At 44.8% G+C, this 19,331-nt stretch carries 24 protein-coding genes; 21 read left to right on the top strand and 3 right to left on the bottom strand.

Annotation, left to right across the window (positions count from 1 at the left end; genetic code table 11):
* Positions 1-11: 11 nt before the first annotated feature.
* Positions 12-953, bottom strand: a complete 942-nt coding sequence (locus GL2_RS00985) for an IS110 family transposase (protein WP_143728875.1) — start codon at positions 951-953, stop codon at positions 12-14.
* Between the two features lie 319 nt (positions 954-1,272).
* On the opposite strand from GL2_RS00985, the gene GL2_RS00980 reads away from it, so the two are divergent.
* From GL2_RS00980 to GL2_RS00900, 17 genes are all read left to right on the top strand, one after another.
* On the top strand, positions 1,273-1,455 hold the full coding sequence (locus tag GL2_RS00980; RefSeq protein ID WP_143728874.1) for a hypothetical protein: 183 nt from the start codon (positions 1,273-1,275) through the stop codon (positions 1,453-1,455).
* A 784-nt stretch (positions 1,456-2,239) separates the two neighbouring features.
* Positions 2,240-3,097, top strand: coding sequence for a PD40 domain-containing protein (locus GL2_RS00975; protein ID WP_143728873.1), 858 nt, complete (start codon positions 2,240-2,242; stop codon positions 3,095-3,097).
* A gap of 92 nt (positions 3,098-3,189) precedes the next feature.
* On the top strand, positions 3,190-3,648 hold the full coding sequence (locus GL2_RS00970; RefSeq protein ID WP_143728872.1) for a hypothetical protein: 459 nt from the start codon (positions 3,190-3,192) through the stop codon (positions 3,646-3,648).
* A 101-nt stretch (positions 3,649-3,749) separates the two neighbouring features.
* The gene (locus GL2_RS00965) at positions 3,750-4,517 is read left to right on the top strand and encodes an SIMPL domain-containing protein (protein ID WP_143728871.1); all 768 of its coding nucleotides are present in this window, start codon (positions 3,750-3,752) and stop codon (positions 4,515-4,517) included.
* Positions 4,518-4,665: 148 nt separating this feature from the next.
* Positions 4,666-5,196, top strand: a complete 531-nt coding sequence (locus GL2_RS00960) for an AAA family ATPase (protein ID WP_143728870.1) — start codon at positions 4,666-4,668, stop codon at positions 5,194-5,196.
* 104 nt (positions 5,197-5,300) lie between these two features.
* Positions 5,301-5,777 carry a hypothetical protein gene (locus GL2_RS00955; RefSeq protein WP_143728869.1) on the top strand — a complete coding sequence of 159 codons (477 nt, stop codon included), beginning with the start codon at positions 5,301-5,303 and terminating at the stop codon, positions 5,775-5,777.
* A gap of 148 nt (positions 5,778-5,925) precedes the next feature.
* On the top strand, positions 5,926-6,285 hold the full coding sequence (locus GL2_RS00950) for a GNAT family N-acetyltransferase (protein WP_197736500.1): 360 nt from the start codon (positions 5,926-5,928) through the stop codon (positions 6,283-6,285).
* Between the two features lie 148 nt (positions 6,286-6,433).
* On the top strand, positions 6,434-6,772 hold the full coding sequence (locus GL2_RS00945) for a hypothetical protein (RefSeq protein ID WP_143728868.1): 339 nt from the start codon (positions 6,434-6,436) through the stop codon (positions 6,770-6,772).
* A gap of 62 nt (positions 6,773-6,834) precedes the next feature.
* Positions 6,835-7,140: a hypothetical protein gene (locus GL2_RS00940; protein WP_143728867.1), complete on the top strand. Its 306-nt coding sequence runs from the start codon at positions 6,835-6,837 to the stop codon at positions 7,138-7,140.
* A gap of 103 nt (positions 7,141-7,243) precedes the next feature.
* Positions 7,244-7,474, top strand: a complete 231-nt coding sequence (locus tag GL2_RS00935; protein WP_143728866.1) for a hypothetical protein — start codon at positions 7,244-7,246, stop codon at positions 7,472-7,474.
* A gap of 99 nt (positions 7,475-7,573) precedes the next feature.
* Positions 7,574-7,831: a hypothetical protein gene (locus tag GL2_RS00930; protein WP_197736499.1), complete on the top strand. Its 258-nt coding sequence runs from the start codon at positions 7,574-7,576 to the stop codon at positions 7,829-7,831.
* 141 nt (positions 7,832-7,972) lie between these two features.
* Entirely contained in the window at positions 7,973-8,440 is a 468-nt protein-coding gene (locus GL2_RS00925; protein ID WP_143728865.1) for a DUF3291 domain-containing protein, read from the top strand.
* Between the two features lie 651 nt (positions 8,441-9,091).
* A complete protein-coding gene (locus tag GL2_RS00920; RefSeq protein ID WP_143728864.1) occupies positions 9,092-9,652 on the top strand; it encodes a dihydrofolate reductase family protein in 561 nt (186 codons plus the stop codon).
* 119 nt (positions 9,653-9,771) lie between these two features.
* On the top strand, positions 9,772-10,317 hold the full coding sequence (locus tag GL2_RS00915) for a type II CAAX prenyl endopeptidase Rce1 family protein (protein WP_172621015.1): 546 nt from the start codon (positions 9,772-9,774) through the stop codon (positions 10,315-10,317).
* Positions 10,318-10,682: 365 nt separating this feature from the next.
* Entirely contained in the window at positions 10,683-11,270 is a 588-nt protein-coding gene (locus GL2_RS00910) for a GNAT family N-acetyltransferase (RefSeq protein WP_143728862.1), read from the top strand.
* Between the two features lie 121 nt (positions 11,271-11,391).
* Positions 11,392-11,832 (top strand): SRPBCC domain-containing protein, encoded by a 441-nt coding sequence (locus tag GL2_RS00905; protein WP_143728861.1) that lies wholly within the window; start codon positions 11,392-11,394, stop codon positions 11,830-11,832.
* A gap of 697 nt (positions 11,833-12,529) precedes the next feature.
* On the top strand, positions 12,530-12,982 hold the full coding sequence (locus GL2_RS00900; RefSeq protein WP_143728860.1) for a hypothetical protein: 453 nt from the start codon (positions 12,530-12,532) through the stop codon (positions 12,980-12,982).
* A 643-nt stretch (positions 12,983-13,625) separates the two neighbouring features.
* On the opposite strand, the gene cfa is transcribed toward GL2_RS00900, so the two are convergent.
* Positions 13,626-14,771, bottom strand: coding sequence for a cyclopropane fatty acyl phospholipid synthase (cfa, locus tag GL2_RS00895; RefSeq protein WP_143728859.1), 1,146 nt, complete (start codon positions 14,769-14,771; stop codon positions 13,626-13,628).
* 143 nt (positions 14,772-14,914) lie between these two features.
* Between cfa and GL2_RS00890 the strand changes: the two genes are divergently transcribed.
* From GL2_RS00890 to groL, 3 genes are all read left to right on the top strand, one after another.
* On the top strand, positions 14,915-15,382 hold the full coding sequence (locus GL2_RS00890; protein WP_143732744.1) for an FxsA family protein: 468 nt from the start codon (positions 14,915-14,917) through the stop codon (positions 15,380-15,382).
* Positions 15,383-15,596: 214 nt separating this feature from the next.
* Complete coding sequence (locus tag GL2_RS00885; RefSeq protein WP_143728858.1) at positions 15,597-15,890, top strand: co-chaperone GroES; 294 nt, start codon at positions 15,597-15,599, stop codon at positions 15,888-15,890.
* A 48-nt stretch (positions 15,891-15,938) separates the two neighbouring features.
* Entirely contained in the window at positions 15,939-17,579 is a 1,641-nt protein-coding gene (gene groL, locus GL2_RS00880; RefSeq protein ID WP_143728857.1) for a chaperonin GroEL, read from the top strand.
* Positions 17,580-17,749: 170 nt separating this feature from the next.
* On the opposite strand, the gene GL2_RS00875 is transcribed toward groL, so the two are convergent.
* Positions 17,750-18,481, bottom strand: coding sequence for a DUF4886 domain-containing protein (locus GL2_RS00875; RefSeq protein ID WP_143728856.1), 732 nt, complete (start codon positions 18,479-18,481; stop codon positions 17,750-17,752).
* Between the two features lie 358 nt (positions 18,482-18,839).
* Between GL2_RS00875 and GL2_RS00870 the strand changes: the two genes are divergently transcribed.
* Positions 18,840-19,304 carry a hypothetical protein gene (locus GL2_RS00870; RefSeq protein ID WP_143728855.1) on the top strand — a complete coding sequence of 155 codons (465 nt, stop codon included), beginning with the start codon at positions 18,840-18,842 and terminating at the stop codon, positions 19,302-19,304.
* Positions 19,305-19,331: the final 27 nt, after the last annotated feature.

Genomic DNA, 19,331 nt, shown 5'->3' with positions numbered 1-19,331 from the left:
TCGTCAAGCTTTTAAGCCATATTTTCATCCCAGTATGTGTTGTTTTTTACCATCGTATTCAGAATGGTAAGTTGCTTTCTCATACATGCAATGAGGGCCACTTTCTTAGGCTTGCCAGCGTCGACTAAGCGTTTATACATTGGCTTTAATTTAGGATGGCACTGGATGGCCGACATGATGGAAACAAACAGAACTGTGCGTACGCGATGCCTTCCGCCTCGAATATATCTCTTACCCTGGAAGCTGCCGCTATCTCGGTTCATTGGGGCGATACCAACGAGTGCAGCAATCTCTTTTCGGTTCAGTTTTCCCAATTCCGGTAGTTCGCTCATCAGGGTGTAGGCCAACACATTCCCGACCCCTTTAGCACTTAACAATAGGTCACGTTTTTGTCGCCACTCGGCAATACTGCTAACGAGTTTATCCAGCTGCTTGTCGATTACTTCTAACTCTTTTTTAATGGCTTTCAATATGGCTTGAATAGGTTTGTGTACAGATTTAGGCATTCGCTTAAGGCGGTTCTTTTGCATGGTGCCCATCTCCAAGCACTGGCTTCTTACAGCCAGTAAGTCACTGATATTTCTCAATTTTTCAGGTTTTATCGACGATAGCCTCGGCTTCATTGCCTCCCCAAAGTGAGCAATGTCGACAGCATCCAGCTTGTCAGTTTTGGCGAGTCGCCCCGCTGACTTTGCAAAGTTTCTTACCTGCGAAGGATTGCAAACAACTATCGGCAATCCTGCTTTGTGGGCAGCACAGACAAACTCCAGTTCAAGCCTTCCTGTGGACTCGATAAGTACTCTTTTGGGTTTAAGGGGTTGTAGTTGTTTAATGGCGTCCTTAATACCATCCTTATCATTGGTAACACTAAAGAATTGGCCAGTTGGTCTCACAAAGATATCGAGCTGTTTGCTGCTAGTATCGATACCGACATTGATCTCTTGAGGTTCCATAAGATAAGCTATCTCCGCCTTGCTATTCGGGCTCGAGGCCCACATGACTATTCGAGTTATGCCTAGTGAGTGCTTATCACGTTCATACTTGTTATCGGTCTTTTACGAACCGGCGCTGCAGCGAACTGTGATAAACAAGGCCTTCGGTGGCCGCCGAAGGTGGGTCTCAATTTACCCGTTAGCGAAAAGGGTTTTCAACATCAGAATCGGACAAGAACAACCATACAAGGCGCTGCAGTTCGTTACGGGCTTTCAGCCCTCCAGCGGACGTTATATTTTTGTTCAGAGTTAAACTTTTATCAGCATAGGGAAATGGTTTGTGAAAGAAGGAATTGAAAAAGTTAAAAGTGAGATCAACTCAAAAATTTTATTTTGGAACAATATAAAAAGTCGCAAGCTTAAAGCTGCTTTAATCGTGGTGTTTGTTGGAGTAGTCTTCTTAAAAATTTATACAACCGTTTTTACTTTCGATTGGTTTACAAACTTAATTCAATCGTTGTAGGCTTGTTTGCAAATATAACAAGCGCCTCAACAAGGACAAATATTGGTTGGCTCCTACACTGCGATCCGAATTTTAGCCAATCAGCATTTGCCTGTTAAACGGGCGTTAAGTGTCAGAAAGAGTTGAAGAAATTACTGCTAGGAACATTATTATTATCAGCTTTCGTTCAAGCAGAAGAAGAGAGAGTTTCCATCTATCTGCAGTTCGAAGAGGCTTATATGAGCAACGATGTTTCATAGTTTTCGCCCTGGCTCAGTGATAGCTACAGCATAAGCCAAACTTTGCACATACCAGGTATTGGCTCGGATACAAGGCCTGTCACCAAGAATCAATTATTGGCTTCAATGAAGGCAGTAGGCAAACCTAGCTCAATGCCACGCTCCACAGCTGAACAAACAACTATTGAGCCCCGCAGTAAAGCATCTTTTTGCGGTAGCTCCCAAACAATTGCCAAAACTGTGGTTGGTGGTAAAAACTACGAAGAAAAGGAGGTGCGTAAAGTTTGTTTCCAAAAACAGAGCTCGACATACAAAGCAACATCCCAGAACATAGATGTTCATTACCGTGCGTTGTAAGCGCTTAACAAGCGCCAGTACATTCAGGCACTCCGTGCCTTGGACTCGAAACAAGTTTCTCGTCTGTGTGGCGAGTGTTATGCGTTTGCGCGTAATAAGGTAGTTGACTTTGGCAGTACGAACTAAATAAAGTCATACAGAAGTTAGCTAGTGAGGGTGTTTTAATTAAATGGTAGTATGCCTAACCACAGCTAAAAAAAGGATAAATTATGAGGCGTTTTGTATTTGCAGCTATTTTTATGCTTTCTTTCCTAGCTATTAATGGTAAAAGCTATAGTCAAGATGATTTGACAATCTTGGAGGGGCCTTATATTGGTCAAAGTCCTCCGGGCTTAGTCCCTGAAGTTTTCGCTCCGGGTATTGTTTCAAAAGACCATGGTGACTGGACTGGTAGCTTCACACCAGACATGAAAGAATACTACTTTGGTCGGTATAATAACAAAACAAAAAAATCTACAAAAATTGTCTTTAAATACGCGAACGGCCAATGGCGTGAGTCCGAGATAGACGTAGATGTAGGTGGCTTTATTTCACCTGATGGAAATACCATGCACGATGGCAATCAATATAGGGAACGTATTGATGGTGATTGGTCAGAATTAAAAAGTCTTGGTTCAGTATTTGAAAAAATTTCTATCATGAGTCTTACTGTTTCAAATAATGGTACTTATGTATTTGATGAAAGAGACAGGGTTGGAACCCTTCGTTATTCTAGAATAGTAGATGGTGAACGTGAAGCTCCGAGACCTTTCGGTAAAGAAATAAACACTGGAAAATGGACGGCTCACCCCTTCATTGCTCTGGATGAGTCTTATATTATTTGGGATAGTGAGAGACGCGGTGGATTTGGTGGAGTGGATTTGTACATTAGTTTTCGAGAAAAAGATGGCTCTTGGGGTGCCGCCATCAACTTCGGCGACAAGATAAATACAAGTGGCGCGGACTCGGGAGCGAAGGTTACACCAGACGGGAAATACCTGTTTTTCAATAGGCAGATTAGCGCTGACGATTACGATGTATATTGGGTAGATGCGCAGATTATAGAGACACTCAGGCCCAAATTCTGATGGATAATAAGCGACACCACTTCGGCCGCTATGCGGCCCAGACCTCCGCAAGCGTTGCTTGCTCCGGCCGGTGTGCCGGGTGTTAGGCATCTATGTTCAGTGCAATGAATCAACATAAGTATCTCGATCTGATTGAGATACAAGAAACCTATAAAGATTGTCTCAGGATAGTGATAGCTGAGGCTGGTGTATCTGAGACTGCCCCGAAAATATCACTGGAAGAAGAGCCAAATGAGGATCTACGAAAGATATTAAACGAGAGTAAGCCCATAGAGGTAACCGACAGCAGTGCTCGCTATGAAATTATCTTTGAAGATTATATAGCATATGCAGTAACGAACGAAAGCTATGCTGGTGGCATCGAAGAAAAATTCGAAGGTAGACTTGCACGGGTTTATTCTGAATCAGCGTTTCTAAACTACATTGGCCAAGGCACATTCGCTACAACGGAGTATCCTGGCCCATTTGTACATTATGGCTTTTGCTGTCTAAACCAAATCATAGATGTTGTTTCAGAAGAACCACCAATGGTGAAATTAATCAATGCCTAACAAGCGGCCGCAGCCTCGGCCAGTAAGCTGGCCTGGGCTCACAAAGCTACGCTTTGTTCGCCGATGCGTCGGGCGTTCTGTGGAGTTATAAGGTAAAGTTTATGAAAAAATTTTTGATTTATCCTCTAACTTTAATTTTCTCTGGTTCTGTCTCCGCGTTTACAGAGTTGAAGGGATCACCTGAAGAACTTAAGAAGTATTTAAAGCCTGATGTCAGTACGGTAAGGATTGTAGGTAGTGCAGAAGAAAGCGCATACGCTGATATCGCTAACGCAAATTTGATAGTAAAAACTGAGAGTAAATCGTTTTCAAATGCTATTGGTCTAAATGTGAGACTAAGAGAAAAAATTGTATCTGCATTTGTACAAGCTGGTGTTGATCCAAATGATATTAAAACGTCAAAATTTTCAACATCTCCTCAGTATGGTTGGTTTGGTAAAGAGCCAAGTAGCTATGAAGTAATTAACAGGATGTCTATTTCTGTAACATCTGAAAAACTATTACAGGAAATTGCTAAGGCCGCAGACCAATACCAGGAGGTTACTTTTTCTAGTACCACTTTTGAACATTCAGAAAAAGAGCATTTTGAAGAGTTGGTTCTTTCCGCAGCTATCGATGATGCCCTAACGCAAAAAAAGTACTACGAAAAGAAACTTGGTTTAAAGCTGAAGCCAGTCGATTTCCAGCATGGGAGTGTTGTTCAAGACCCAACTGAGGGCTCATTGATGTTGGAAGAGGTTGTAGTAACCGCGCAAAGGATGCCTGCGAAATATAGTAGTAGTGCTAGAGTTAGGGAAGTTGTTCCTACCTTTGATGAAGTAGGTTATGAAGCAGATGTTACCGTTATATTTGAAATCGTTGAGCAGTAGCGATTCCACAGAACAAAGCGTTGCAGGGGGCTCCCAAAGCTATGCACCTTTTGTGTGGATTGCTTCGATCACAGTTTCACACAACCAGTGCGCCGCTTTTGGTGATCCCTGTACACGGCGTTAGAAAACAATTGAAATAAAATAGAATATGAAAATTGCTATATCAGGTTCGCATTGCACAGGAAAGACAACTATTTTAGATGATCTCGGTGGTTCGCTTGATAACTTTGAAATTATAGAGGAGCCATACATTTTGCTTGAAGAGAAGGGGCATGAATTCAGCGACTCACCAAGTGAAGATGATTTTATAGCTCAGTTAGACTATTCCATTGAATTGATAACAAGTAGTCAGAACAATAGATTGTTTGAACGTTGTCCATTAGATTTCGTCGCTTATATAAATGCTATAAATAATAACTCGGTATCACTAGAAGAATACCGTGAACAAATTCTAGAAGTGATGGAGCTAATAGACATTGTCATTTTTGTTCCAGTGGAAAACCCTGATAGAATTAGATGTCCTGAATCTGAAAACCCAGAACTGAGAAAGGAAGTCGATATTCAGCTTCAAGATTTAATATATGAATTTGAAGGTTCTAATGAGTTTCAAGTTATTGAGGTTGGGGGAAGTCATAAAGAAAGAATCAAGCAAATTACGTCATTCTTAGACTCAATCTGAATTTTTCTAACAAGTCGTTCCAGCTGATTCAAATCCGCCGCCGCTTCGCGTCTCTGGATTCGGTCAGCTGAACTCAGCCTTAACTGTCAGAAGGAATTGACCTAATGAGAATTGTCTGGTTTTTATTTTTACCCGTATTGTCATGCTCCGTAATCGCTGATCCAAATAACGATTTTGAGAAGCTAAAGTCTCTAGTTGGAGAGTGGGAAAAAGAAGGTAGTGATAGCAGTAATTTCTATATCTCATTCCAAAGTAGCGCTAATGGTAGTGTGCTTATGGAGAACTGGATTTATAAAGGTGCTTCTCATTCCTTTACCATGTATCACCTAGATGGAGAGAGCTTGCTTGCTACACATTATTGTCCGCAAGGAAATCAGCCTAGATTGAAACTCCAACAATCGAGTGATCCAAATAGCATTTCCTTTGAATTTCTTGATGCTACAAACCTTAAAACTCTTACGGATAATCACCAACACTCGCTTTCTTTTAAGTTTCTAGATAACAATACAGTCATAAGAAATGAGAGCTACAGTAAAGCTGGCAAGCTAAGTCCAACAAGCTTGAATTTAGTCAGGCGGTGAGGCCAGTTAACTAGTCCGGGCAATTTGCTCTGGGCATGCGACCCTTCGCGGGACAGCTTACATTGTGTGCCGGTCGCTGTGTTCCCATTTTCACGCAAAAGACGTACAAGGTAAGCTGCCCCTGCCGGCGGCGTTATGTGGTTCAATCATGATAATCAAATTCGCTAAAAAATTAGATATTGAAAAGATATTGCCTATCTTCAGAGAGCTGGAAGAGTATTATTTTGGTGATAAAGCAGCTTCATTGAATGAAATTAGAGACTACTTTCTAAACAAGGTCTTCTCAGAAATTTCAGGAGTACAAGTCCTACTCGCAATGGATGAGCCAGAAAAAGTAGTTGGTTTCGCAACCATCTCTGTTTTATTCCCTGCTCCAAAGCTTTCAGGCCAAATCTATATGAAAGATCTATTTACATCTTCATCATCAAGAGGTCTAGGAGTTGGCAGGCAGCTTATGAGATATATTGCAAAATATGCTCTTGAACATGGTTGTAATCGTCTTGATTAGACAGCTGAGAAATCAAATCCAGTAGCTGGTGAGTTCTATGCTGCGATTGGTGCAGAGGAAGTGAAAGAAAAGCAATATTTCAGGTTCGAGGGTTCTGCTCTCAACAGCTTCGCAACCACCACATAACAAAAAAATTCAGGTAAGGCCTATGGAGCACCTGATTTGGGCGTTAAATTGCCTTATGAAGATGTATCCGACCTACATCGAGAACAATCGATTGTATTCTTTCGAAATCGAGAACCTTTTCTGTGGTAGGAGGAAGGCGACCAGAATTGTAGAAGGCATTCAGGGTGTAACGATAACCAAACGCCCTAAGAGATGGTTCTCCTGGTTCCGAGAAGATATATTCTGCGAGTTCGAGCTTGATGGCGTGAAGTTCCAGATTGATGAACCCTTCGGAGAAAATTCTAGATATTGGATTGGCTCACTTCAAAAGGAGAATAGTAAGCCAATTGAAATCGTACTTGAGGCATTTAATGCAGCGTAATCGGCAATTTAATAAGTCAAACCTAGGGGTTTTAGATTTAGGGAGTATCCTCAGAGACCTGTATGGATATTGAAGACGAAAAATACGTATTTGATAACATCTGGTGTGCCTTTGAAGATGGGTACTTTATTTCGTCTACACCAGATATAAATTGGGCGGTATTCTTCAGGATCATTGAGAAGCAAGTCTACATGTACAGTCTAAAAAACGTGGGATGGTGTACTGAGGAACCTGACGAGATCGTTGGATTATTAGAACACATCTCGGTTGGTGACAGAATTGACAATTCAGTTTGCTTGACGATAGATCGTAAAGAAAAAGTACTTGAATTGAAAGCTGGTCGAGCAAAACACTATTATGGACGGTGATATGCATCGATTTCAAGTACAAAATCTAACAATCGGGTGCAGCGGACCCACAAAGCCTGCGCCTTCACAGTCCGCTGACCTGGGCATTATAAGCAATAGAAAAATGGAATCTGAAGAACTGAAAAGGAAGATTGATGTGGTCGCGACTTCTTGCATGCAGCTTTCCAGAGAGTTGCAGTCTATCGACGCACATTTAAGCCTGAATATGGATAGAAAAGCGATTCGAGAAATAATTGCGAATCTCTATTGGGCGGCCGAAAATTCTACCGTGGTTGGGCTTCACCAAATTGGAGAGGCGCTTGACTATAATATGGTTACCTGCCTCCATTATTGAAATTAATTGTAACCAGCGCCGGTACAAATACGTGCTTTGGGCTAGCAACAAGTTGCTCGTCTGTGCGGCGGGCGTTATGTATAAGCAGAGAACATAGTTATGGATGAGTTAATTGGAGAGATTGGGAAGGGATTTTTCCGGGGTGTAGGATATATCTTGGCGGAAATTTTCTTCGGCACCATCTGCTACTGGATTGGCTGGCCTATCTGTAAGCTTGTCACGCTAGGTCGTTACCCTTCACCAAAACAAGTTATCTATCTAGAAGGTAATAGCGGCAATAATTATGCTTTTTGGTGTAGTGCAACTGGCCTTGTTGTATTAGTTGCAGCAGGCTTGTTTACTGCGGGGCAATTTTAAAATACTCAAAATACATAATAAACAGCAGCACGACCACCCACAAACTACGCGGGCTGGATGGCCTGCGCTTCGCTTCGGCCGTCCGTGTGCTGAGCGTTATACAGTTTCATTCCAGATCAACAATTTTTTTAGAGAAGAATAATGAAAGACTTCAATCTAGCTCAAATAAATATTGCCCAATCCAAAGCTTCTATGGAATCTGAAACAATGAGAGGGTTTGTTGAACGATTGGATGAAATAAATGCTTTAGCAGATGGCTCCAAAGGGTTTGTCTGGAGACTTCAAACTGAAGAGGGTGATGCAACATCAATTCAAGCATTTGATGATCCAATGATTATTGTAAATATGAGCGTTTGGGAAGATCTTGAATCACTGAAAAACTATGTGTATAAATCTGCTCACGTAGAGTTAATCAGAGATCGTGACGCGTGGTTTAACAAAATGAAAAGCATGCATCAGGCTTTATGGTGGGTGCCAGTAGGTCATATTCCGACAGTCAAAGAGGGTACAGGGAGATTGTCAATTCTGCAAAGTAAGGGCCCGAGCAGTGAAGCCTTTACGTTTGCTAAGCCTTTTTTAAATCTCTCCAAGCTGACGGACGCAGTATAACAAAAATATCAGCGGACATGCCTTCTTGTTTGCCACTGAATCTGGCATTAATCCAAAAAGGAATTATCAAATGTATAGATATTTGGTTTTTTCCCTGATTCTATTTTCAAGCCAGGTTAGAACAGATTACGGATATATATAGTGGCAATTTAAATGACGATGGTGTAGTAGATAAAATTATATTTGGAGCATCAGCAATGTTTGGTAATTGCTGCGGGCCTTTTATGATCTATCTAAGTAAGACGAATGATCATATATAAGTAAGGTTGTAGCGTTTCACCCGAAGGCAATTGCTTTTGAGAAACATGAATCCGGTCGCAATAATCTATGGGGCTATTGGAGGTGTGGCGCGCAGCAAGGAACATTATTCAACCTAACTTTGGATGGTGAATTCAAGGTGGAGAGTATCACTATAAACCCAGACGGTTCTTAGCTTTCATCGAGTATATATTCTACGGTTTTTGGTAAAAGATCTTTATTAAAAATGGAAAGAGTAGAGGGCTACATTCCACCAGATTACCCATGGGGGAAGGGGTAGTATTTAACAAAGAGCAATTTTCTCCCGTAAAAGGCGCAGGCTGGGATGGCCTATACCCTGCTTCGCTCTGTTTCAACCGCCGACGTGCGCGGAGTTAGCCGGAGACTGGCCGTATGGGATTCTTGATATTCAGTATTAATGTTACGCTGGACGGGTGCGTCGATCACCAGGAAGGTATCGCCGACGACGAGACACACACTTACTTTACACGCCTCATGGATGAGAGCGGTGCGATGCTTTGGGGTCGAGTCACCTACGAGATGATGGAGAGCTACTGGCCGGCGGTTGCGCGCGGCGACATGGGAGAATCACTCGCGATTCGCGAGTGGGCGCTCAAGCTGGAGGCAAAGCCGAAGTATGTGGTATCGTCGACGCGAAAGGACTACCCATGGAGCAATAGCCACCATATCGCCGGCGACCTTCGCATGAGTGTGCAGAAACTCAAGGACGAGACCCCTACTGGTGTGCTTCTTGGCAGCGGCAAGCTCGCGACAGTACTTGATCGACTGGATCTGATCGACGAGTACAAATTTCTCGTCCACCCTAGGATTGCTGGGCACGGCCCGACTCTGTACCAGAGTGGGCTGCCGAGCGCGCGCCAGCTCGAACTGGTCTCGGCGAAACCACTACAGAGTGGCGTGGTCGCTTTGCACTACCGGCGTGTCCGCGGCTAACAAACCGGTAAAGAACGACAAAAATATGTCGTCATGCCTTTTGCAAAAGGCGCAAAAGCCAAGTCAACATACTTTTGCGCCTTACCAGGGGTGTTAGCCGTTGAAAATGCGGAGATATGATGAGCGACAGAAACCAAGCATTAGTCTTCATCGTCTCAGTGCTTGCAATTAGTTGGAGCTTTGAGGCGTTTATCATCGCCAGCGGGGGTGTCAGAAACTTCGGCCCGCTCTGGATAGTCGCCCTGATGTGCATCCCTGGCGCTCTTTCCATATTACTGAGACTCATCCTGAAATCTGGATATGAAGATGTCAGCTTTCGGATCGGAAAGGGACGCTACTACGTCTATGCCGTCGCAATTCCATTCCTATTAGTATTGCTAACGGGTCTGGTATCTGCAGCCATCGATATCCGGCAATTCTCGCTGGTATCATTTGAACAACTGATCCGACTCAGCCCTGTTCTACTGTCCGTCTTAGTGCTTGGCTTGATTGGTGCATTTGGGGAAGAGCTCGGATGGCGCGGATTCCTGTTGCCAAAGTTGGTAGGTGGTGGCGTTAAGAACCCCTATCTCGTCAGCGGACTTGTATGGGCGTCCTGGCATCTGCCACTCGTTGCTTACGGAGGTTTCTACCAGACAGAATCGATAACGACATTGATTTCTTGAGGTTCCTTAAATAACCTATCTTCGCCTTATTATTCGGGCTCGAGGCCAAGATGATTATTCGAGTTATGCCTGGTGAGTGCTTATCGCATTTATAATGGTTATCGGTCTTTTATGAGCCGGCACAGCGGCGAACTGTGATAAAGAATGCCTTTGGTGACCGCCGAAGGTGGGTCTCAATTTATCCGTTAGTGAAAAGGATTTTCAGTATCAGAATTAGAGAAGAGCAACCATACAAGGCCAGCAGGTTCGCCCAGTTCCGTCAGGGTTAGGCTGTCCTGCCTACGCGGCGCGGTTCGCATTCAAATGCTCCGCCCGTCCCTGTTGGAAACGTTATTTGAGTCGTACGTTTAACCAGAGTGGCTGAGATGAATGTGAACTATAGACAAGGAAAGAAGGAAGACAGTTACCGTATCGCGGAGCTTGACTATAAAGCCTCAGATGGAGCTTTAGAGTACTTATTCCATGAATTAGTACCAAATACGTCATCTGTCCAAATACTATCTGATGGCTTAGAACAAGATATTTATCCACATACATTCCGCAGTTGTATTGTTGCTGAGTCTGATCAAAAAATCATCGGGATGGCTTTGTCATATCCCGCACAATTTCATTGTATAACTGATGAATTAGTGAATTTTTTACCCCCAGATCGTTTGGAGAGGTTTCGTGAATTTTATTCTACCAGAGCTGAGGGGAGTTATTTTCTAGATGCTATGTGTGTTGAAAAAATATACAGAGGGGCTGGAGTCGGAAAATTACTACTCGAATATACAAAAATAAAAGCAAGCAGTGAAGATTATGCTGAGTTAAGTCTTATAGTATTTTCTGATAACACAAAAGCTATTAAATTTTACAAGAAACATGGATTTAAAAGTATTAAAAAGATAAAACTGGAGCCTCATAAGCTTATTCCCCATGATGGAGGCTGTATATTGATGACGTGCACACTTTGAAAGTATCATATTACTGCGGCAGCACTATGGCCGTTTGGACAAACAAGACGCAGATGCATTTTACCTGCCTATGTGTGGGGCATTTTACACAACACAATTCAAGTAGATCGGAGTTATGAGCATGACTGACGACAGAACGTTGCGAACTTCAAGAACCTTAGCTTTCTCACCTAATGAAATCTATAGCGCTTTTGCATCTGCTGATTTATTGACAGCATGGTGGGGACCTGAAGGATTTACTAATACTTTCGAAGTGTTTGAGTTCACTGCTGGCGGTTGTTGGAAATTTATAATGCATAGTCCGGATGGTATCGACTACCCCAATGAAAGTTTCTTCGAGGATTTAGTGCCCAATTCCAAAATTGTGATCCATCATGATTGCCCTCCAAATTTTAAGCTTACTATACGCCTGATCCCTGAAGGTGATGGTACATATTTAACTTGGGAGCAAGTTTTTGAAAATGCTGAAACAGCACAAGCTGTAAAGGCAAGAGCTGGCTCTGCAAATGAGCAAAATATAGATCGTCTGATAAAGGTCCTTAACGAAAGCGTCAGTGCATAATAAACTACTGTTAGGTTAAACCTGATCTACGCTTTAATTTATCCTAGGAAATTGAGTTATTTTTCTTCACGTATTTGCGGGTTGATGATGAAACCGGAATTTATAGAGCTAGATAATTTGATGCTTGTGGGTGTTGAGACTTTTGGTAACATTGAAGGTGGTGGTCCTGCAGAGATGTGGGAGATTCTACGATCAAATCTCTTGGAGGCAAAGGATAGAATAAATAAGTCAGTATCTTTTGGTATTGAATCATATACGAACGAAATGGAGTCAAAAGGTAAATGGTGCACTTCACTGCTAGATCTTCAAATTACTCCGCGGTTTCTCGGTCTATATGCACTGAGTCTGTAGCATTACACGAACAGGAAATCCTATCTTAAGCGGAGATGCGTGCTTTGTGATTTATTGAATTAAATTTTGGTAAATAAGATTTTTTTATGAGAAAAGTGGTTTGATTAGGTGTGAGAGGAGGGTGGCTGACGTCAATTGAGGTTGGTTTAGAATATTATTGGTTCGAATGTGGCGAGAAATATTGATGGTATTAAGGTTTTACTTTTCAAATTGGAGGGGGCTGCCCTGTTGCTAGTAAATGCTAGCAAGGTGATATTAAGTGTCAGGCAAATTATGTGCGGCTGGGGTGGTTGACTTATACTGCTGGTCCTGCCGCTCCAAAGCTATAGCTCTATAGGCCGAAACCATGATGCAATTTTCAGAATTGGCAATAAAAATTTTAGCGGCATATCTCGTTCTAAATAATTTGGGGAATGTTTTGCCGTTTATCATTACGCTAAAATCTTCGGATAGCGGACAATCAATACCCATTATTTCCGTTGCTGGATGGGTGGTAATTCCATTTGTCATTGGCATAGTTCTCTGGATTTTGGCTCCTAAGATAGCTCGTAAAACCATCGTCTCGAGCGATGGGGATGCCGCCATTTCAGAGGCGGGGTTGGTGGTGGCTGGCACATTTCTTATAGGAGTTTACTGGGCTCTAAAGTCCGTGGGTGTTGTTGTTGGCCAGCTTTTTTCTCTGGGAACTATTAATTATGGATACGTTGCTGTATTTATAATTTCTTTAGTGCTGGTTTTAGGTGGAAGATTCGTTGTGACTATGTACCACAGATTACGCACAGCAGGCACAGGTTTATAATTAGGCGCTACACCGAATTGTTAATATTTAGACCCTTTTCCTGGCCGCTGCTCCCCCACCTCTGCACATAAGTGCATCGAATTACCCGGTGCAGAGGGTATCGCTGATATTCCTTCATTTATCACTCTTTATGAGCCGGTACTGTAGTGGACGGTGATGAACAAGGCTTTCGGTGGCCGCCGAGGTTAGATCTCAATTTACCCCTAAGCGAAAATGATTTTCAATATCAGAATCAGGAAAGAACAACTATACAAGTAGAGGCGGCTGACAATAAAGCCGTCGCTTCGCTTTAGTTCTGCCGATGAATTTCAGACTAATCACAGAGCTGGAGATTTATATCAAAGCCAACAGTGCGGAGAGTACAAATCGATAAAGGTCGCCAAAACTTGCGTGTGATATTCTGGCTTCTGTCGAACGAGCAAGATAATTTTTATTAAATTAACCGCATGGATCACTAACAAGGTAAGTGTTGTTGTATTAGATGTTCGAAGAACCGAAGGTTAGCCAAAATGGTCGCGGTAAGGCTCGAATGAATCTCCCGGTAGTGGCTTCGCCTAAGTGTCACTACCGAGAGGTTTATGTACTGGAACCACAATATGCTAGTTAACAGTAACGCTCGACATTTAATCGGGGCCATCCCTATCTAGCAAATGCGTTCCACACCACCGGGCTTGTTGTTTGACAGCATCCACTGCCATAACTGCATTCTACGGACCCTAAATGATGCGGCACACATTAGAAGATAGTAGCGCCACATACGATAGAAGCGTCGGCCATAGCGGTCGGCAAAACGGGGCCAGTTGCGTTCAAAATTTTCATGCCAGGCCATCAAGGTCTTATCGTAATCCGGGCCGAAGTTATGCAGGTCCTCACAGGTTAGTAGCCCTTGGGCGGCTTTGGTGATTTGACTGGCTGCCGGTATCTCTCCATTGGGGAAAATATATTTCTCAACCCAGGGGTCGGTATGGACGGGTCTGGCTTTACCGATGGTGTGGAGCAGTAAAATTCCATCTTTTTTCAGGCAGCGTTTTGAAACCTGCATGAATTCCCGGTGGTTTTTGTGCCCTACATGTTCAAACATACCGACACTGGCAATCCGGTCGAAGGGTTCATCCAGTATTCTATAGTCCTGCAGGTGAACGGTGATCGGCAGGTTGGCATAGCGCTCGGCGACATAGGCTCTCTGTTCGCGAGATATGGTTACGCCAACACATTCCACCTGGTATTTCTGTGCGGCGTAGCCGATCAGGCTTCCCCAGCCACAACCGATATCCAGTAACCGCATTCCCGGTTCAAGCTGAAGCTTGCGGCATATCAGGTCCAGTTTTGCTTCCTGGGCCTCATCGAGGGTCTCTGCATCCTTCCAATAGCCACAGCTGTACGTCAGGCGGCTGTCGAGCATGGCTGCATAGAACTCATTACCCAGATCGTAATGGTGTTCACCCACCTCAAAGGCGCGGCGCCGGCTTTGCAGGTTAAGGAGGTAGCTGCGCAGGTAAGGCCAAATATTGCGCCAATTACTGATATGACGGCTTAGATCCGCATCCAGAAGCCGGTAAATAAACTGGTCCAGTGCTTGTACATCCCAGTCCCCGCGCATATAGGTCTCTCCCAACCCAATACTGTGGCGGGCGACTATCTCATCGAGTGCTTCCTCCCTATGGAGCTGGATATCCCAGGGCCTGTCACCGTTTATCCGGATGTCGGCTTCGGCCAAAATTTCATCAACAAAGTGGCGATTGCGGCCAATGGCCGGCACCTCTATGGCGTCCTGCTGCTCGCTTGCCATTCAAGCCTCCCTCTCTCCTGGTTATCGTGGGGTTGATTGTGGCGCCCTTGAATAATTTGCCTCCCCACTCCATTTAATACAGCATGTTGAAAATGTCCCAAGCCCTAGATCAACCAGGGGCTTCTACATCAGGAATTCTCTCTATGCGTCCCTTGCTGCTTCTATTTATAGTCCTACCTGTGCTTGAAATGTGGGTACTGATCACCGTTGGGAGAGAAATCGGCGCCTTGCCCACCATCGGCCTGGTATTTCTGACCGCCATCATTGGTGTAACCCTGCTGCGTCGCCAGGGGCTTTCTACCTTGGCGCGCGCCCAGGAGAAGATGCGCACCGGTGATATCCCTGCCCAGGAGATGGTAGAGGGTATCTTTCTCGCCGTTGGTGGCGCACTACTGTTGACTCCTGGATTCATTACCGACTTCCTGGGGTTTGCCTGCCTGATACCTGGCTTGCGTCAACTGCTACTGGGGAGAATTTTACGCCATGTCACTATTGTGCAGCCGGGTGGTCCACACCAGCCCCATTCCTCCAAACGTGGCTCCGATACCATCGAGGGTGAGTACTCACGGGATAAACAGAACTCTGTGGATCACAAGCGCCCCAAAGACTGATTTGGTTAAATAGTGCACATTTTTGAGTTTCATTCGGCACTTTTATAGTTTTTTCACCAAGGAGTGTTGAAATCCATTCTTGCGCCCATAGATAGGGTTCAACTGAGATTTAAGCCCCGCCTCTGGGAAACAGGGAGGGGTGAGGTTACTGGCCCTTTGGGCCGGTACCGCCAATGTTGGAAAACCTTAAAAAGACTCAATGGAGAACTTATCCATGAATATTCGTCCTTTACACGACCGCGTCGTAGTACGCCGTAAGGAAGAAGAAGCGATGTCAGCTGGCGGTATCGTGCTGCCAGGCGCTGCCAAAGAAAAGCCAAACCAGGGTGAAGTGGTAGCCGTGGGTGAGGGCAAGCAGCTGGACAATGGCGATGTTCGCGCACTGTCTGTCAAAGTAGGTGACACTGTTGTATTCGGTCGCTACGCCGACAGCAATACCCTCAAGGTGGATGGCGAAGAGCTGATCATCATGAGCGAAGGTGACATCTACGGCGTGTTGGAAGGCTAAGGCCAGCCTTTAACTTTACTCGCAAAAAGAATTTGAGGAACAAGAATCATGGCAGCTAAAGACGTAATTTTCGGTGACGACGCTCGTCAGAAAATGCTGAAAGGCGTAAACATCCTGGCAGACGCCGTAAAAACTACCCTGGGCCCTAAAGGCCGTAACGTAGTCCTGGACAAGTCCTTCGGCGCTCCTACCGTAACCAAAGACGGTGTTTCCGTAGCCAAAGAAATCGAACTGCAAGACAAGTTCGAGAACATGGGTGCGCAAATGGTGAAAGAAGTTGCTTCCAAAGCTTCTGACACTGCGGGTGATGGCACCACTACCGCTACCGTACTGGCTCAGGCAATCGTAACCGAAGGTCTGAAATCTGTAGCCGCAGGCTTCAACCCGATGGACCTGAAGCGTGGTATCGACAAAGCGGTAGCCGCAGCGGTTGAGCACATTGCTGGCCTGGCCACTCCTTGTGCCGACACCAAGTCTATTGCCCAGGTAGGTACTATCTCCGCGAACAGCGATGAGAGCGTTGGTACCATCATTGCCGAAGCTATGGAGAAGGTTGGCAAAGAAGGCGTAATCACCGTTGAAGAAGGTTCCGGTCTCGAGAATGAGCTGGACGTAGTTGAAGGCATGCAGTTCGATCGCGGCTACCTGTCTCCTTACTTCATCACCAACCAGGAAAACATGACTGCCGAGCTGGACAGCCCGTTCATCCTTCTGGTAGACAAAAAGATCTCCAACATCCGCGACCTGCTGCCCCTGCTGGAGCAAGTAGCCAAGGCTTCCAAGCCTTTGCTGATCATCGCTGAAGACGTAGAAGGCGAAGCGCTGGCAACTCTGGTTGTCAACAGCATGCGCGGTATTGTTAAAGTAGCGGCTGTTAAAGCGCCTGGTTTCGGCGACCGTCGCAAAGCCATGCTGCAGGACATCGCTATCCTGACTGGCGGCACTGTAATTTCTGAAGAAGTTGGTCTGGAGCTGGAAGGTACCACTCTGGAGCACCTGGGTACTGCCAAGCGCATCACCCTGTCCAAGGAAAACACTGTGATCGTTGACGGCGCTGGTGATGTTAAAGACATCGAAGCTCGCGTTGGCCAGATCCGTGCACAGATCGAAGAGTCCTCTTCCGACTACGACAAAGAGAAGCTGCAAGAGCGCGTAGCCAAGCTGGCTGGCGGTGTTGCGGTAATCAAAGTAGGCGCCGCTACCGAAGTGGAAATGAAAGAGAAGAAAGCCCGCGTTGAAGACGCTCTGCACGCTACCCGCGCTGCAGTAGAGGAAGGCGTTGTTCCTGGCGGTGGTACTGCTCTGGTTCGCGCTATCCAGGCTATCTCTGTAGCTGGTGACAACGAAGATCAGAACCACGGTATCGCAGCTGCTCTGCGTGCTATGGAAATGCCTTTGCGCCAAATCGTAGCCAACGCTGGTGACGAAGCCTCAGTAGTTGTTGACAAGATCAAGCAAGGCGAAGGTAACTTCGGCTACAACGCTGCTACTGGCGAATACGGCGATATGCTGGAAATGGGTATTCTTGACCCAGCTAAGGTAACCCGCTCTGCAATGCAGGCGGCAGCTTCTATCGCTGGTCTGATGATCACCACCGAAGCCATGGTTGCAGAAATTCCGGAAGATAAGCCGGCTGCTCCTGACATGGGCGGTATGGGTGGTATGGGCGGTATGGGCGGCATGATGTAAGCCGGCCTTAAAGCCTTTCAAAAAAGCCCCGCATTAGCGGGGCTTTTTTTTTGTCTTGGAAAGGCTGAGATAGAGTTGGGAAGTTTCAAAGTTGCTGACTTTTTATGTGGAAGTGAACTGTGTCCCGATGGAGTTGATGGAATAAGTTCAGACTAAGAGCTGTAAAGATGTCAAATGGACTCTAGTTTAAATTCCAGTGTATTAGTCTGCCGTATAAGAAATTCAGTTGTCTCCTTAGGTAAGCCGTTTAGATCTGCGGAAATCAGTTGCGATGAATCTAACAAGTGGGAAACAAATACAGCAGCAGAAAGGTATATGCCATTATGATTGGGGTGACTCCCATCATGAGTGTACAGGTCGATATCAGAATCTTTGGTGGATATGACTGATTCCCAGGCAATGCCAACCGGAATAATTTTTGAGGAGGTTAATTTGGCCATATTCTGGTAGCCCTCCAATAGACGGGCTTGCATTTCGCTGCGGGTATCATCGGGAATATTGTGAATATCTCCATGCTTACGGCCCCAGGTGAGGAAAAGCAGAGGTTTGGCACTGGCCTTCCGGATTTCCTTAACAAGCTTATCGGCGTAGGGATAAATCTCTTTACGTCTCTGCTCTTCAGCGAAAGAGGGGAGCTGGCTTTGCTCCTGTAACACTATGTAATCCCATCGTTTTTCACGAATAGCTTCTAAAGTTACTTTGGATTGAGAGTGTTTCTTTAGGGTCCAACCTCCAGGGGTAATGGATCGGTAGTTAATTAGTGTTCCATTATTACGGGCGATCAACTGGATTATTGGGGGAAGTGGTTGAGTGTAGCTGTTGCCGATAAAAAGAACAGAAAGATATTTGTTAGCATTCTGGTTGCTCTGCTTTTTTTGTGCTGCTAAAAAAACAACTCCCATTATTCCTAATAGAACAAAAAGTAATACCTGAATCTTCTGATGACCTTGTAACTTTATCATTGGGGCAGCCTTGCCATTAAAAGATTTTCAAGGTAAATCAACCCAGAATTTATTTCTGTGAGCCTCGTTTCAAAGTTTCGTGTTTTTCTGCTTATAGCTCAATGGTTCTTTATGGAAGGCCAGCTTCGGATGTGGCTTTATCTTATTTCTGATAATGCAATTGAAGGGGCTTTGACATACAAGGAATACAACCCGGCTATATCCGGAGTTAGATTACATCGAAGTAATCTTCGATCCAGCCTGACGTTAAGCTGTTCTCTTAGACTTATCTGTCAATAAATGAGAGGAAGGAGTGGGAATGTTACTGTCAAAAGGTAACCTTGTACTGGCTGTTTGTATCGCAGTACTTGGCTGTAAGGATTCGGATAGCACTAGTGGAGTTCAGGTGCCTGAGCTTGAAAGCCCACAAGTAGACATGAGTCATACATCGGCTGGTTTCTTTGCATATTATACTCGTGTGAGTTCACCGGATATTCCGGAAAAGATCACAGGTCCCTATGCCGATATCATTGTAAATCTCGAAGGGAAAGGTAGACTAATTTTATCCCGTGATAATAGCTACCGGCCAGTTTGGTATTTTGGGAATGGTTCTGCACCGATAGAACATTTGGCCGCTATCCCAGATGAGGCGAATACTCGCTTTGATCAATCAAATGACTTTTCCTATGTCCGTATCTTAGAGCAGTCAGACAAAAAAGTTGTTATCCACTGGCGCTACTTCCCGGAAGCGGATGCTATGAAAGGGAGGGACCCCGAGGGGTAGTCCACGAGATACTAACGATTAGTTCTG

Origin of the sequence: Microbulbifer sp. GL-2 (genome assembly GCF_007183175.1) — a bacterium.
Lineage (GTDB): Bacteria > Pseudomonadota > Gammaproteobacteria > Pseudomonadales > Cellvibrionaceae > Microbulbifer.
Note: the sequence above shows the minus strand (reverse complement) of the source record. Positions and strands in the feature narration are given on the sequence as shown.